Origin of the sequence: Synechococcus sp. CBW1006, from assembly GCF_015840525.1 — a bacterium.
GTDB lineage: Bacteria > Cyanobacteriota > Cyanobacteriia > PCC-6307 > Cyanobiaceae > CBW1002.
On record NZ_CP060396.1, the window covers coordinates 141,581 to 154,242 of the forward strand.

Below are 12,662 nucleotides of genomic sequence, written 5' to 3' on the forward strand. Positions count from 1 at the left end.
CGCCATCTCCGTCCGCGCCCTGAATCGCGGCAGCCGCCCGCCATGGCCCACTGGTTGATGAAGAGCGAACCCGACGTTTACGGGATCGACCATCTGGCACGGGAGGGGAGCACCCTCTGGGACGGGATCCGCAACTACCAGGCCCGCAACTTCATGCGCAGCATGGAGGTGGGCGATCGAGCCTTCTTCTATCACTCCAATGCCAGACCGCCGGGCATCGTGGGCCTGATGGAGGTGATCGAAACCGGCCTCACCGATCCGAGTCAGTTTGATCCAGCCTCCAAATACTTCGATCCGAACAGCAGGCGCGAGGCTCCTCGCTGGGACTGCGTCCGGCTCGGGTACCTCTGCACCTATCCCCGCCTGCTGAGCCTGGAGGCGTTGCGCGACGAGTTCAGCGCGGAAGAGCTGGGGGTGGTGAAGCGAGGCAACCGGCTCTCGATCCTGCCGGTGCCGGAGGCCTCAGCCACTCGCCTGCTGGCGCTGCTGGAAGGCTGAGGGCTGGAGCCTGACCGGCGCTGACTGCTTGCAGTGAGCAACGACGCTGCAGGCAGTCAGTGATCAGAGGCAGCGAATTCAGAGGCGTCGAATCGGAGCTGCGCGGCGCACCGGCTCGTTCGCCAGCAGGGGCTTGCTGAAGCTGTTCTGCCCCGGAAACAGGTTGGCCAGGTAGCAGCGGGTCACTTCCCGGCTCTGCACGCCGTTCTGCACCAGAAAACCGGCCAGGGCGGCCTGAAACAGCCGGTACTGGTCCCAGTTGGGATGGCACTCAATGAAGCCACGCATGGCCGAGAGCAGGGCCTCGGGCACCTCGGCCCGCAGGCTCACCGTGCCACTGGCCTCCTGCTCCATCTGCAGCCCCACCCCTGCTCCTGACTCCACGGCATACCGCATGCGATTGCTCCCCCTGACACGGACACCAGTTCCCCACATCCCAGGGTCCCCGTCAAATGGCTGCAGCGGGATGGCCAGGCAGGAATCCCAACCTGAGACAGCTTGCGGGACAAGGGATGTCGCATCCGTTGCGCGGAAGCACCGCTGGACCGAGCCCCGCCGGCCAAAGCGTCAAGGGACAAACGGAGGCGGGCGGGTTTTCCCCAGGGCGGGGCGGCCAGCATCGCTTCGGGATCCAGGCTTGTGGAAAACCCCGGGAAAGGGGTGGTCAGTCTGCGGAATCAACCGGCTGAACCGGACGCATCAGCAGTGCTGATCAGCAGGGAAACCGCCACCGGTCTTAAGTGCTGAGCCGCGCTGCTGGGGGAGGCGATGACGGCAGCCGCGCCCTTCAGACCAGCCCCTGCAGGGGGGCCTCCAGCGGAACCAGGGCAGCGGCGAAAGCGGCGGCGGCGGCAGCGGACCAGGCTCCTTCCAGACCACGCTGGCCATCGTCAGGGCTCAGCACGAAGCGCAGACTCCACGCGGTCCGGTCTCCCTCCAGGGCCATCCACAGCGGGCCGCGCTCCCACTCCAGCTCAATCGCCTCCTCATCCAGCAACTGATCCGTGAGGGCGCCGTGCTGGGCCGTGAGGGTGGCGATGCCCTGCAGCAGGGCCAGGGCCTCTGGAGCCCTCAGCTCGGCAGCCCAATCGGTGGAACCCACCAGCAGCACAAAGGGGTGGCGGGCTGGATCCAGGACCAGCCGCCACCCCTGCGCATCCTCGACCCGCATGGCCGCAATCAGCCAGGCAACAGATCGGGCTGGTCCTGTTCGTCGCTCAGCTCAATGATGGCGCGTTGCACGGGCTTCACCATCGACTCATCGAGGAGGCCGTCAAAATCGTCGAAGCGACGCTGCTTGGCCCGGAAGGCGATTCGGACGGTGGTGAGGTAGCGGTTACTGGAGTGGCGGATCAGACTTTCCCCCCTCTGGGCCAGTTCCTTGGCGTTGAGTTCCACACCGAGCTGCATGTCAATTCCACTCCTGATCAGCCGAATCTAAGCGAGCGTCTCGCCGCGCCATCCTGGCCGCATGACCGGCACCCTTGCGATCGACCTGGGCAGCAGCACCACCGTGGTGGCCTGGCAGCCCGATCACGGCCCGCCAACGCTTCTCGAGCTCGCTCCCTACGCCTGCGGTGATCCCGTCGTGGTGCCGAGCCTGCTCTGGCTCGCGGCCGCCGACAGTCCCCGTCCCCTGATCGGCCGCCAGGTGCTGGAGGCGGGCCTGGCCGCCGATTCCAGCCCCAGCCTCTGCCACGACTTCAAGCGCCTGATCGGCTCCGGAGACACTGTGCCATCCCAGGAGAACGCAGCAATGCTGCTCAGCCCGGAGCAGGCGGGTGAGCGCCTGCTGCAGGCCCTCTGGGCAGCCCTGCCGGCCGGGATCGAGCCACGCCGGCTGGTGCTCACCGCCCCGATCGAGAGCTACCGCGGCTACCGGCGCTGGCTGCAGGAGATCAGCACCAACCTGGCGGTGGAGGAGGTGGCCCTGGTGGACGAGCCCACGGCTGCGGCGATCGGCTGTGGCCTGAGCCCCGGCAGCCGCGTGCTGGTGGTGGACCTCGGCGGCGGCACCATCGATCTCTCGCTGGTGGCGCTGGAGGGGGGGGAAGGGCGAGCCGCACCGATCGCCCAGCTGCTGCGCTTTGCGGGCCGCAGCCTCGAGGATGGGCGTCAGGCCCTGCGCTGCGCCCGGGTGATCGGCAAGGCGGGACTGGCCCTGGGGGGCCGGGACATCGATCGCTGGATCGCCGATCTGCTCCATCCCGGCGGCGCCAGCGACAGCAGCCTGCTGGCAGTGGCCGAGCGCCTCAAATGCCGGCTCAGCGAAGCCGAGGAGGCCCTCGAGATCTGGTGTCCTCCGCAGGCCCCCCCCCAGCCCCTGCGCCTGAGCCGGCAACAGCTTGATCAGCTGCTCGAGGAGCGGGGCCTGCTGCTGCAACTGGACGACCTGCTCGAGCAGGTGCTGGCGGCGGCCCGGCGGGAGGGCGGCGGCGGCGACAGCCTCCAGGGGGGCCTTGGGAACGGCATTGCCGCCGTGCTGCCGGTGGGCGGCAGCAGCCGCATACCCCGAATACGCCGCTGGCTGCACGAGCATTGCGGCGCCATTCCCCTGCGCGATGAACGCCCCGTGGAAGCGGTGGTGCTGGGGGCCCTCGCCCTCACGCCGGGGGTGCAGATCCGCGATGTTCTCGCCCAGGGTGTGAGCCTGCGCTGCTGGGACCGGCGCAGCAATCGACATCACTGGCATCCACTGTTCGTGCCGGGCCAGGCCTGGCCCACCAGCGAGCCCCTGGAGCTGGTGCTGGCCTGCAGCCGTGACGGGCAGTCCTGCCTGGAGCTGGTGCTGGGGGAACCCCAGCCGCAGCAACGTTCCGAGGTGGTCTTCCGAGACGGCCTGCCGGTGCTGCGGCCCCGGCAGGCCGGGGCCGCGACCGTTCGCCCCTGGCCCCAGCAACCCAGCCCCCTGTCGCTTGATCCCCCCGGCCAGCGGGGCGAAGACCGTCTGCGGCTGCGCCTGTGGATCGATGCGGCGGGTCAACTGCAGCTCGAGGGAACGGATCTTCGCAGCCAGGCGCCAGTGGAGCCGCGCAGCCTCGGAATCGTGCGCTGAGGGAGGCCCAACCCAGGTGGACGACATCGGGGCTGCCCCCTCCAGGCGTTGAGGCGGCCCTCAGGTCCATAGAAAGGTTCCAGTTCTTGGTCTGTACTTGGCCATCCGCCGCCACCGGCTGCCGCGTGTCTGGCTGGCGATCACCCTCGGGCTGGTGGCCACCGCCGTGGGGGTGGCCCGTTGGTGGGAAGGCGAGCTGCCAAAACGGCTGGCAGATGCCTCTCAGCGCGGCGACCTCGATGCCTGCCTGCGGTACAGCGAGCAGCTCTCAGCCATGCAGTGGATGGCCGGCCGGGCCCCCCTGGAGCAGGGCCAGTGCCGTCGGCTCAAGGCTCGCCAGCTCTGGGAGCAGGACAACTGGTCCGAGGCCCTGGCCCTGCAGCTGCAGCTCGTCAACTCCGCCGCTGGCGGCCCCGCCGATCGCAAGGAGCTGCAGACCTGGCAGGAGGAGCTCCGCCGCCGCGCCCTCACCCTGTTCCGGGATGGCGATCTGGAAGGAGCCCTGACGGTACTGGCCGCCATGGGCGAAGAACGTCGCGAGAACGGCACCGCCCTGGGGGACAGCCTGCGCGAGCAATGGAACCGCAACCGTCTGCAGCTGGAACGGGCACGCCAGCTGGCCGAACGGCAGCGCTGGTGGGAGGCCCTCGATGCCCTCAACCGCATCGACCATCCCTGGTGGAAGCAGGAAAGCAAAGCCGTTCGCGAGGAGGTCGACGCGGGTGTGAAAAACCTGGCTGGTGCCGACAAGGAGCACGACAGCCACGGAGATCTCCCCCACACGGTGCCCACCGACAAGCTCGATGCCCTGGTGCAGAAGCGGATCGCCGCCGGGGTGGATGAGTGGAATGCCTTCGAGCAGGCCTGCCAGGAACTGGGGGGCCAGATTGTCGAAGCGGGTCCGGAATCCGCCTGTCAGCGCTGAATCACTGCCGCATCTGCAGGGAATCCCACCAGGGCTGCATGACAGGATGGGCGGCCGAAGTTGTTCTCCCGATGGGCCGTAAGGTCCAGAGCCCATGCAGCCAGGCGATCCGGTCAGCGTCAGCAGCAGCGTGGTGGTGTTCCACCATCCCCAGCACCGGGGGCAAGCCTTCGATCTGAAGGGACAGCAGGGGGAAGTGGTCAGCGTGCTGAACGACTGGAAAGGCCGGCCGATCAGCCCGACCCTGCCGGTGATCGTGGCCTTCGGCAAGTTCCGCGCCCACTTCCGCAGCGACGAACTCTCGCCGGCCTGAGGTCTCTGCCTTCAGGCGTCAGGCGCCAGCAGGTAAACCCCCTCGTGACCATCGATCGCACGGAGGCAGAGCTGGATGCTTTCCAATCGGCGGGTCGGCACCAGCCGGCCGCAGAAATCCGGTTGAATCGGCAGTTCCCGGTGGCCCCGATCCACCATGACCAGCAGGCTCACCCGCCGCGGTCGGCCCCAGGCCTGCAGGGCTTCCAGGGCCGCGCGCACGGTGCGGCCGGTGAAGATCACATCGTCCACCAGCACCACATCTCGATCCTCCAGGCCACCGGCGGGCAGCTGGGTGGCTTCCACCAGTCGCGTGCCGACCCGATCGAGATCATCGCGGTGAAACGTGGGATCGAGGCTGCCCTGATCGATCGGATGGCCGCAGCGCTGCTCAAGCCGTTCCGCCAGGACACGGGCCAGGGCCACGCCACGGGTGGGAATGCCGAGCAGAAGCAGGGCCCGGCTGTCATCGGTGCGCTCCAGCACCTGGGAGGCGAGACGATCGATCGTGCGGCCCAGGTCCTGGGAGGAGAGCAGTTCCCGGCGGCCGCCGGCCTGATCAGCCTGGGTCGCGGCAATGGCCTCTGCAGGCAGGGGTTCCATGCTCAGACGTCTGATGGCTCACGCTAAGGCAGGGGGTGTCGCCAAAGCCTGACGAAGCCGATCGCCAGTTGATGCGTGCTCGCAGAAGCGGAGTAAGTTGGGGTTGGTCAGAGATGTGTCGACGATTGCGGATGTTCGGGTGAAAACAGTTGATTCCCCTCAGAACTCCTCACCTCCCGCTTCTCAGCGTTCCGGAGGACACGACGCCATCGCCACCCTGCCTGGTCGAGGTTCTATCGCTCCCGTTGTCTTAGCCATTCTGGATGGATGGGGCTATCGGCACGAGACCGATCACAACGCGATCCGAGCCGCCTCCACCCCGGTGATGGATGCCCTTTGGCATGCCTATCCCCACACGTTGATTGAAGCCAGCGGCGGCGCCGTCGGTCTGCCCGACGGGCAGATGGGGAATTCCGAGGTGGGCCACCTCACCATTGGTTGCGGTCGGATCATCCGCCAGGAACTGGTGCGGATCGGCCAGGCCGTGCGAGACGGATCGATTGCCACCAATGCCTCCCTCAATGCCCTGGGCGACCGCCTCCTGGCCAGCGGCGGCACCCTCCATCTGATCGGCCTCTGTTCAGACGGCGGAGTCCATAGCCATGTCGACCACATTGCCGGCCTGCTGCGCTGGGCGTCGCAACGCGGACTCCAGGACGTCTGCCTGCACGTGATCACCGACGGTCGCGACACGGCCCCGACCAGCGCCATCATCTTCCTGCAGCGCATTGAGGCTCAGATCGCCGAAGCCGGAGTCGGCCGGATCGCCACCATCTGCGGCCGTTACTGGGCCATGGATCGCGACAACCGCTGGGAGCGCACCGAAAAGGCCTACCGGCTGCTCACCGAAACAGAGTCTTCTTGCGGACTGACGCCTGAAGAGGTGGTGGAGGCTTGCTACGCCGAAGACATCACCGACGAGTTCATCGAACCCACCCGAATCAGTTCAGGACTGGTCAAGGCCGGCGACGGTCTGGTCTGTTTCAACTTCCGCCCCGACCGCGCCCGCCAGCTGATCCGCGCCCTGGTGCTGCCCGAATTCGACAACTTCCCGCGCCAGCGGATTGAACCGCTGGATGTGGTCACCTTCACCCAATACGAACAGGGCCTTCCTGTGGCCGTGGCCTTTCCGCCTGAATCACTCGAAGGCCTTCTGGGTCAAGTGATTTCAGAGGCTGGCCTACGGCAGTTCCGCACCGCAGAAACGGAAAAATATCCCCATGTCACCTACTTCATGAATGGTGGCATCGAGAAGGCCTTCCCGGGAGAAGACCGTCACCTTGTGCCTTCGCCACGGGTCCCCACCTACGACCAAGCACCCACCATGTCAGCAGAGCAACTGACTGACAGCTGCATCGCGGCAATCAACAAGGGCATCTATTCCTTTGTCGTGATCAACTACGCCAACCCCGACATGGTCGGGCATACAGGCCGAATGGAAGCCACCACCGAGGCCATCTCCATGGTCGACACCTGCGTGGGGCGCCTGATGGAAGCCACCAACCGCATGGGTGGGACCCTGCTGGTCACCGCCGATCACGGCAACGCTGAACTGATGGAAGGTCCGGATGGTCGTCCCTGGACAGCCCACACCACCAATCCCGTGCCCGTGATCCTCGTGGAAGGTGAAGAGCGCAAACTGCCTGGCCACGGTACTGATATCCACCTGCGTGAAGGCGGTGGGCTGGCGGACATCGCCCCCACCCTGCTGGACATTCTTGAGCTGTCCAAACCCGCCAGCATGACGGGCACATCCCTGATCATGCCCGTTGAGACTGCTGCCACGTCCCAGCGCATTCCCCAGGCGATCGGCGTCTGAGCAGGTCCTAATCTGGGTTGATGATCACTTCAACGATTTCCTGGATCTGGATCGGCAGTGGTGTGCTGCTGATCATCAGCGTGTTGTTGCACAGCCCCAAGGGCGATGGCATGGGCGGACTGGCCTCCAGCGGCGGGTCCATGTTCACCAGCGCCCGCAGCGCCGAAGCCACGCTGAACCGCATCACCTGGACTCTTCTCGCCCTTTTTCTCGGCCTGGCCGTCCTCCTGAGCGCCGGATGGCTGGGCTGATGAGCCGCCGCGGGCTGCTGGCCTCCTTCGGCGTCAGCCTCACCGCCCTTGTGGGGGCGCGTCCAGCCTTGGCGGCCTCGAAAGCCGGTGATCCTGCCTGGCAACTGAGCGAAGCCGCATGGAAAAAGCGGCTCAGTCCCGCGGCCTACGAGGTGTTGCGGCGGGAAGGAACCGAGCGCCCCTTCAGCAGTCCACTCAACAATGAAAAGCGCAAGGGCACGTTCCTCTGTGCCGGCTGCCGGCTACCCCTGTTCAGCTCCTCCACCAAGTACGACAGTGGCACAGGTTGGCCCAGCTTCTGGGAACCGCTGCCGAACGGAATCGCCACCAAGATCGATTTCAAGCTGATCATCCCCCGCACCGAGTACCACTGCAGGCGCTGCGGTGGGCATCAGGGTCATGTGTTTGATGATGGCCCCCGGCCCACGGGCAAGCGGTATTGCAATAACGGCGTCGCCTTGGTCTTTCAGCCAGCCTGAACCGCTGAATCGATCTAGCGTGATCGGGTTGACCGTCCTGGGCCCATGATCCGCCTGTTCACAGCTGCGCTGCTGGCCACCCTGGTGGGAGCCGGCTCCGCCATGGCCTGTGAGAAGCACCCCCGTGGTCATCAGGGCAGTTCCGACACCACCACCGAAGCGATGCGGCAGTAGGGGAGCAACCCTGAAGCGTGAGAGGGGTCCCATGCTGAAGCGTGATCGATGGCCATCGAACTGCTGATCGCACTGGTGTTGCCGGTGGTGCTGCTGGTCACCGCCACGCTCCTGCTGGAATCCCACCCCGGCAATCTGCCCCGTCCGCTGGGCTGGCTCAGACGACGGCAGTCGCTGATCTGGAACAGCGGCATCGGCCTGATTCTTGGTCTCAGTGCGCTGCGCTATCTGCTCACCCGCTGAGAACACAGCCTCTGAATAGAGCAACCACTCCACAGAGCAGACAGCGACCTGCCACAAAAAAGCCCCCGCCGAAGCGGGGGCAGAAACCGGCCAGCCAACCAGGCGGGCCGGAAACCAGAAGGCGATCAATAATCGAAGTCGCCGCCCATGCCACCGCCACCAGCGGGAGCTGCTTCCTTCTTCTCGGGCAGATCAGCCACGATGCACTCGGTGGTGAGCACCATGCCGGCGATCGAAGCGGCATTCTGCAGACCGGAGCGGGTCACCTTGGCGGGATCGACGATGCCGGCAGCCAGCATGTCGACATATTCGCCACTGGCTGCGTTGTAGCCCTCGTTGAAGGGCATGCCCTTGACATGCTCAGCCACGACAGCGCCGTTGACGCCGGCGTTTTCAGCGATGCGCTTGAGAGGCGCGGTGAGGGCGGAAGCCACGATCGTGGCCCCGATCAGCTCCTCGCCGGAGAGGTTGGCGGCCGCCCACTCCTCGAGGGCCGGGGCCAGGTGGGCCAGGGTGGTGCCACCACCAGGAACGATGCCTTCCTCAACAGCCGCCTTGGTGGCGTTGATGGCGTCTTCGAGGCGCAGCTTCTTGTCCTTCATCTCGGTCTCGGTGGCGGCACCCACCTTGACCACGGCCACACCGCCGCTCAGCTTGGCCAGACGCTCCTGCAGCTTCTCCTTGTCGTAGGAGGAGTCGGTTTCGTCCATCTGCTTGCGGATCTGCTCGCAGCGGGCCTTCACGGCCACCTCGTTGCCTTCGGCCACGATGGTGGTGGTGTCCTTGTTGATGGTGATGCGGCGGGCGGTGCCCAGCATCTCCAGCTTGGTGTTCTCCAGCTTGAGGCCGGCGTCCTCGGTGATCAGCTGACCGTTGGTGAGGACGGCGATGTCCTCGAGCATGGCCTTACGGCGATCACCGAAGCCAGGAGCCTTCACAGCGGCCACGTTCAGCACGCCACGGAGACGGTTCACCACCAGAGTGGCGAGGGCTTCCTTCTCGATGTCCTCGGCGATGATCAGCAGGGGCTTGCCGGTGCGGGCGATCTGCTCGAGCACGGGCACCAGGTCCTGCACCAGGCCGATCTTCTTGTCGGTGAGCAGGATGTAGGGCTCCTCGAGCACCGCTTCCATCCGCTCGGTGTCGGTGGCGAAGTAGGGCGAGATGTAGCCCTTGTCGAAGCGCATGCCCTCGGTGACCTCCAGCTCGGTGGTCATCGATTTCCCTTCTTCGAGGGAGATCACGCCTTCCTTGCCGACCTTGTCCATCGCGTCAGCGATCATCTGGCCCACCTCTTCGTCGTTGCCGGCGGAGATGGTGCCCACCTGGGCGATGGCGTTGGAATCGGAGATCGGCTTGGCGTGCTCCTCGATCTTCTTGACGAGGAAGTCAGAAGCCTTGTCGATGCCCTTCTTCAGGGTGATGGCGTTGGCGCCGGCGGCCACATTGCGCAGACCCGCCTTGACCATGGCGTGGGCCAGGACGGTGGCGGTGGTGGTGCCGTCACCGGCAGCGTCGTTGGTCTTGGAGGCGGCCTGACGGATCAGGGCGACACCGGTGTTCTCGATGTGGTCTTCGAGCTCGATCTCCTTGGCGATGGTGACGCCATCGTTGATGATCTGAGGAGCGCCGAATTTCTTCTCGAGCACCACATTGCGGCCCTTGGGACCCAGGGTGACGGCGACGGCCTCAGCCAGGATATCGATGCCTTTTTCGAGGGCCCTGCGGGCGTTCTCGTTATAGATGATGCGCTTGGCCATGGAAGGCGTTGTCCTTGCGGGTGTGGAAAATGCGGGAACTGGTACCGTTCAGTTGACGATGGCCAGAATGTCCTTCTCGGAGAGCAGCACGAACTCGTCGCTGCCCAGCTTGATATCGGTGCCGGCGTACTTGCTGTAGAGGACCTGGTCACCCACGCTCACCTCGGGAGTCTGGCGGGTGCCGTCATCGTTGCGCTTGCCGGGGCCGACCTGGACCACCTCACCCACCTGGGGCTTTTCCTTGGCGGTATCGGGAAGCAGGATGCCTCCGGCAGTCTTTTCTTCCGACTCGGAGACCTTGATGAAGATGCGATCTCCGAGCGGTTTGACCGTGGAGACGCTGAGGGAAACAGCAGCCATGAATTGATGCGATAGCAACGGCATGGCGCCTGAGACGCCACTGAACAACGGGAGAGTTGGCACTCGGCCCCGTTGACTGCCAACGTATGCGAGCCAGTGGGCAACAAGCCAGCCCCAGGCCTGTGCGGTTGACCGAACTCCCAGGGTCGGGTGAGCTGCGGTGGTAAGGTTGCGCCGCTCAAGACGGGCTGATGCCCCGCTGCGCGAAACCGCGATTTTTCCTTACTTATGGCTGCTGCTGCTCCCGCCGCCTCCGGCACCAAAGGCATTGTCCGGCAGGTGATCGGTCCCGTGCTTGATGTGGAGTTCCCGGCCGGCAAGCTGCCCAGGATCTTCAATGCTCTGCGCATTGAGGCAACCAACTCCGCTGGTCAGCAGGTCGCCCTCACCGCCGAAGTGCAGCAGCTGCTGGGTGACCACCGCGTGCGTGCCGTGGCCATGAGCAGCACCGATGGCCTGGTGCGCGGCATGGAAGCGCTCGACACCGGTGCCCCGATCTCCGTCCCCGTGGGCGAAGCCACCCTGGGCCGCATCTTCAACGTGCTGGGTGAGCCCGTCGACGAGCAGGGCCCGGTCAGCACCACCATGACTGCGCCGATCCACCGGGAAGCTCCCAAGCTCACCGAGCTGGAGACCAAGCCCAAGGTGTTCGAAACCGGCATCAAGGTGATTGACCTCCTGGCGCCCTATCGCCAAGGCGGCAAGGTGGGCCTGTTCGGCGGCGCCGGCGTGGGCAAGACCGTGCTGATCCAGGAGCTGATCAACAACATCGCCAAGGAGCACGGTGGTGTGTCCGTGTTCGGCGGCGTGGGTGAGCGCACCCGCGAAGGCAACGACCTCTACGAGGAATTCAAGGAGTCGGGCGTGATCAACGCCGACGACCTCTCCAAGTCGAAGGTGGCCCTCTGCTACGGCCAGATGAACGAGCCCCCGGGCGCCCGTATGCGGGTGGGCCTGTCGGCTCTCACCATGGCCGAGCACTTCCGCGATGTGAACAAGCAGGACGTGCTGCTGTTCGTCGACAACATCTTCCGCTTCGTGCAGGCCGGCTCCGAGGTGAGCGCCCTGCTGGGCCGGATGCCTTCGGCTGTGGGTTACCAGCCCACCCTCGGCACCGACGTGGGTGAGCTGCAGGAGCGCATCACCTCCACGCTGGAAGGATCGATCACCTCGATCCAGGCCGTCTACGTGCCGGCGGATGACCTCACCGATCCCGCCCCTGCCACCACCTTTGCCCACCTGGATGCCACCACCGTGCTGAGCCGCGGCCTGGCCTCGAAGGGCATCTACCCCGCCGTGGATCCGCTCGATTCCACCAGCACCATGCTCCAGCCTGCCGTGGTGGGAGACGAGCACTACCGCACCGCCCGCGCCGTGCAGAGCACCCTGCAGCGCTACAAGGAACTGCAGGACATCATCGCGATCCTGGGTCTCGATGAACTTTCGGAAGACGATCGCCGCACGGTGGACCGGGCCCGCAAGATCGAGAAGTTCCTCTCCCAGCCCTTCTTCGTGGCGGAAGTGTTCACCGGCATGCCCGGCAAATACGTGAAGCTCGAAGAAACCATCAAGGGCTTCAACATGATCCTGGCTGGCGAACTCGACGATCTCCCCGAAGCCGCCTTCTATCTGGTGGGCAACATCGACGAGGTCAAAGCCAAGGCCGCCAAGATCTCCGCCGAAGCCAAGGGCTGAGCGCGTCCATCCACCGCTCGTTTCCCTGAGGTCCCCGATCCATGAGTCTCACTCTCCGCGTTCTGGCACCAGACCAGAGCGTTTTCGACGGCAGCGCCGACGAGGTGATCCTGCCCAGCACCACCGGTCAGGTGGGTATCCTTCCCGGGCATGTCACCATGCTGGCGGCCCTGGATACCGGCGTGATGCGTCTGCGTGACGCCAATGGCTGGAGCACCATCGCCCTGATGGGTGGCTTCGCCGAGGTGGAAGCCGATGAAGTCACGGTGCTGGTCAACGCCGCCGAACTCGGCAGCAGCATCAACACCGCCGCCGCCGAAACGGCCTTCGAGGCCGCTCAGCAGGCTGCCGCGGTGTTCGAAGGCCAGCAGCCCAGCCCCGAAAAGCTGAAGGCTCAACAGAGCCTGGCCCGGGCCAGGGCGCGGCTGCAGGCCAGCAAAGCCAGCTGAAAACCCAAGGCTGGTTTGGCCCTCCCCATCACCCTCCTA

Annotated in this window: 17 protein-coding genes; 11 read left to right on the plus strand and 6 right to left on the minus strand. The window is 65.6% G+C overall.

Annotation, left to right across the window (positions count from 1 at the left end; translation table 11 throughout):
• Positions 1 to 42 precede the first annotated feature (42 nt).
• Complete coding sequence (locus H8F26_RS00715) at positions 43 to 498, plus strand: EVE domain-containing protein (protein ID WP_197156772.1); 456 nt, start codon at positions 43 to 45, stop codon at positions 496 to 498.
• A gap of 78 nt (positions 499 to 576) precedes the next feature.
• On the opposite strand, the gene H8F26_RS00720 is transcribed toward H8F26_RS00715, so the two are convergent.
• From H8F26_RS00720 to H8F26_RS00730, 3 genes are all read right to left on the minus strand, one after another.
• On the minus strand, positions 577 to 894 hold the full coding sequence (locus H8F26_RS00720; protein ID WP_370594660.1) for a DUF2811 domain-containing protein: 318 nt from the start codon (positions 892 to 894) through the stop codon (positions 577 to 579).
• 391 nt (positions 895 to 1,285) lie between these two features.
• Positions 1,286 to 1,669 (minus strand): DUF1818 family protein, encoded by a 384-nt coding sequence (locus tag H8F26_RS00725; RefSeq protein ID WP_197156774.1) that lies wholly within the window; start codon positions 1,667 to 1,669, stop codon positions 1,286 to 1,288.
• Between the two features lie 8 nt (positions 1,670 to 1,677).
• The gene (locus H8F26_RS00730) at positions 1,678 to 1,908 is read right to left on the minus strand and encodes a DNA-directed RNA polymerase subunit omega (protein ID WP_197156776.1); all 231 of its coding nucleotides are present in this window, start codon (positions 1,906 to 1,908) and stop codon (positions 1,678 to 1,680) included.
• A 61-nt stretch (positions 1,909 to 1,969) separates the two neighbouring features.
• On the opposite strand from H8F26_RS00730, the gene H8F26_RS00735 reads away from it, so the two are divergent.
• The 3 genes from H8F26_RS00735 (at position 1,970) to H8F26_RS00745 (ending at position 4,791) form a co-directional block, all read left to right on the plus strand.
• Positions 1,970 to 3,553 (plus strand): Hsp70 family protein, encoded by a 1,584-nt coding sequence (locus H8F26_RS00735; protein ID WP_197156778.1) that lies wholly within the window; start codon positions 1,970 to 1,972, stop codon positions 3,551 to 3,553.
• A 97-nt stretch (positions 3,554 to 3,650) separates the two neighbouring features.
• Positions 3,651 to 4,478, plus strand: coding sequence for a hypothetical protein (locus H8F26_RS00740; protein ID WP_197156780.1), 828 nt, complete (start codon positions 3,651 to 3,653; stop codon positions 4,476 to 4,478).
• A 94-nt stretch (positions 4,479 to 4,572) separates the two neighbouring features.
• Positions 4,573 to 4,791: a ferredoxin-thioredoxin reductase variable chain gene (locus H8F26_RS00745; RefSeq protein WP_197156782.1), complete on the plus strand. Its 219-nt coding sequence runs from the start codon at positions 4,573 to 4,575 to the stop codon at positions 4,789 to 4,791.
• 11 nt (positions 4,792 to 4,802) lie between these two features.
• On the opposite strand, the gene pyrR is transcribed toward H8F26_RS00745, so the two are convergent.
• Positions 4,803 to 5,393: a bifunctional pyr operon transcriptional regulator/uracil phosphoribosyltransferase PyrR gene (gene pyrR / locus H8F26_RS00750; RefSeq protein ID WP_197156784.1), complete on the minus strand. Its 591-nt coding sequence runs from the start codon at positions 5,391 to 5,393 to the stop codon at positions 4,803 to 4,805.
• A gap of 235 nt (positions 5,394 to 5,628) precedes the next feature.
• On the opposite strand from pyrR, the gene gpmI reads away from it, so the two are divergent.
• From gpmI to H8F26_RS00770, 5 genes are read left to right on the plus strand one after another with little or no spacing between them, the layout of a single operon-like run.
• Positions 5,629 to 7,212: a 2,3-bisphosphoglycerate-independent phosphoglycerate mutase gene (gene gpmI, locus H8F26_RS00755; RefSeq protein WP_197158885.1), complete on the plus strand. Its 1,584-nt coding sequence runs from the start codon at positions 5,629 to 5,631 to the stop codon at positions 7,210 to 7,212.
• A gap of 20 nt (positions 7,213 to 7,232) precedes the next feature.
• Positions 7,233 to 7,463: a preprotein translocase subunit SecG gene (secG, locus tag H8F26_RS00760; RefSeq protein ID WP_197156786.1), complete on the plus strand. Its 231-nt coding sequence runs from the start codon at positions 7,233 to 7,235 to the stop codon at positions 7,461 to 7,463.
• A complete protein-coding gene (msrB, locus tag H8F26_RS00765) occupies positions 7,463 to 7,942 on the plus strand; it encodes a peptide-methionine (R)-S-oxide reductase MsrB (protein ID WP_197156788.1) in 480 nt (159 codons plus the stop codon). The genes secG and msrB overlap by 1 nt, the downstream gene beginning before the upstream one ends.
• A gap of 45 nt (positions 7,943 to 7,987) precedes the next feature.
• On the plus strand, positions 7,988 to 8,116 hold the full coding sequence (locus H8F26_RS19780) for a hypothetical protein (protein WP_255518219.1): 129 nt from the start codon (positions 7,988 to 7,990) through the stop codon (positions 8,114 to 8,116).
• 48 nt (positions 8,117 to 8,164) lie between these two features.
• On the plus strand, positions 8,165 to 8,359 hold the full coding sequence (locus H8F26_RS00770; protein WP_197156789.1) for a hypothetical protein: 195 nt from the start codon (positions 8,165 to 8,167) through the stop codon (positions 8,357 to 8,359).
• Positions 8,360 to 8,484: 125 nt separating this feature from the next.
• Here H8F26_RS00770 and groL read toward each other — a convergent pair whose 3' ends face one another.
• Together groL and groES are read right to left on the minus strand one after the other, a co-directional pair.
• On the minus strand, positions 8,485 to 10,119 hold the full coding sequence (gene groL / locus H8F26_RS00775) for a chaperonin GroEL (RefSeq protein ID WP_197156790.1): 1,635 nt from the start codon (positions 10,117 to 10,119) through the stop codon (positions 8,485 to 8,487).
• Between the two features lie 48 nt (positions 10,120 to 10,167).
• Positions 10,168 to 10,479, minus strand: coding sequence for a co-chaperone GroES (gene groES / locus H8F26_RS00780; protein WP_197156791.1), 312 nt, complete (start codon positions 10,477 to 10,479; stop codon positions 10,168 to 10,170).
• 228 nt (positions 10,480 to 10,707) lie between these two features.
• Between groES and atpD the strand changes: the two genes are divergently transcribed.
• Entirely contained in the window at positions 10,708 to 12,174 is a 1,467-nt protein-coding gene (gene atpD, locus H8F26_RS00785) for a F0F1 ATP synthase subunit beta (protein WP_197156792.1), read from the plus strand.
• A 41-nt stretch (positions 12,175 to 12,215) separates the two neighbouring features.
• Positions 12,216 to 12,623, plus strand: a complete 408-nt coding sequence (gene atpC, locus H8F26_RS00790) for an ATP synthase F1 subunit epsilon (protein WP_197156793.1) — start codon at positions 12,216 to 12,218, stop codon at positions 12,621 to 12,623.
• Positions 12,624 to 12,662: the final 39 nt, after the last annotated feature.

What these genes read in the sequence shown, in the direction of transcription:
- H8F26_RS00715 (WP_197156772.1), top strand. Translation starts at nt 43, where the DNA reads ATGGCCCACTGGTTGATGAAGAGCGAACCCGACGTTTACGGGATCGAC.
- H8F26_RS00720 (WP_370594660.1), bottom strand. Translation starts at nt 894, where the DNA reads ATGCGGTATGCCGTGGAGTCAGGAGCAGGGGTGGGGCTGCAGATGGAG.
- H8F26_RS00725 (WP_197156774.1), bottom strand. Translation starts at nt 1,669, where the DNA reads ATGCGGGTCGAGGATGCGCAGGGGTGGCGGCTGGTCCTGGATCCAGCC.
- H8F26_RS00730 (WP_197156776.1), bottom strand. Translation starts at nt 1,908, where the DNA reads ATGCAGCTCGGTGTGGAACTCAACGCCAAGGAACTGGCCCAGAGGGGG.
- H8F26_RS00735 (WP_197156778.1), top strand. Translation starts at nt 1,970, where the DNA reads ATGACCGGCACCCTTGCGATCGACCTGGGCAGCAGCACCACCGTGGTG.
- H8F26_RS00745 (WP_197156782.1), top strand. Translation starts at nt 4,573, where the DNA reads ATGCAGCCAGGCGATCCGGTCAGCGTCAGCAGCAGCGTGGTGGTGTTC.
- pyrR (WP_197156784.1), bottom strand. Translation starts at nt 5,393, where the DNA reads ATGGAACCCCTGCCTGCAGAGGCCATTGCCGCGACCCAGGCTGATCAG.
- secG (WP_197156786.1), top strand. Translation starts at nt 7,233, where the DNA reads ATGATCACTTCAACGATTTCCTGGATCTGGATCGGCAGTGGTGTGCTG.
- msrB (WP_197156788.1), top strand. Translation starts at nt 7,463, where the DNA reads ATGAGCCGCCGCGGGCTGCTGGCCTCCTTCGGCGTCAGCCTCACCGCC.
- H8F26_RS19780 (WP_255518219.1), top strand. Translation starts at nt 7,988, where the DNA reads ATGATCCGCCTGTTCACAGCTGCGCTGCTGGCCACCCTGGTGGGAGCC.
- H8F26_RS00770 (WP_197156789.1), top strand. Translation starts at nt 8,165, where the DNA reads ATGGCCATCGAACTGCTGATCGCACTGGTGTTGCCGGTGGTGCTGCTG.
- groL (WP_197156790.1), bottom strand. Translation starts at nt 10,119, where the DNA reads ATGGCCAAGCGCATCATCTATAACGAGAACGCCCGCAGGGCCCTCGAA.
- groES (WP_197156791.1), bottom strand. Translation starts at nt 10,479, where the DNA reads ATGGCTGCTGTTTCCCTCAGCGTCTCCACGGTCAAACCGCTCGGAGAT.
- atpD (WP_197156792.1), top strand. Translation starts at nt 10,708, where the DNA reads ATGGCTGCTGCTGCTCCCGCCGCCTCCGGCACCAAAGGCATTGTCCGG.
- atpC (WP_197156793.1), top strand. Translation starts at nt 12,216, where the DNA reads ATGAGTCTCACTCTCCGCGTTCTGGCACCAGACCAGAGCGTTTTCGAC.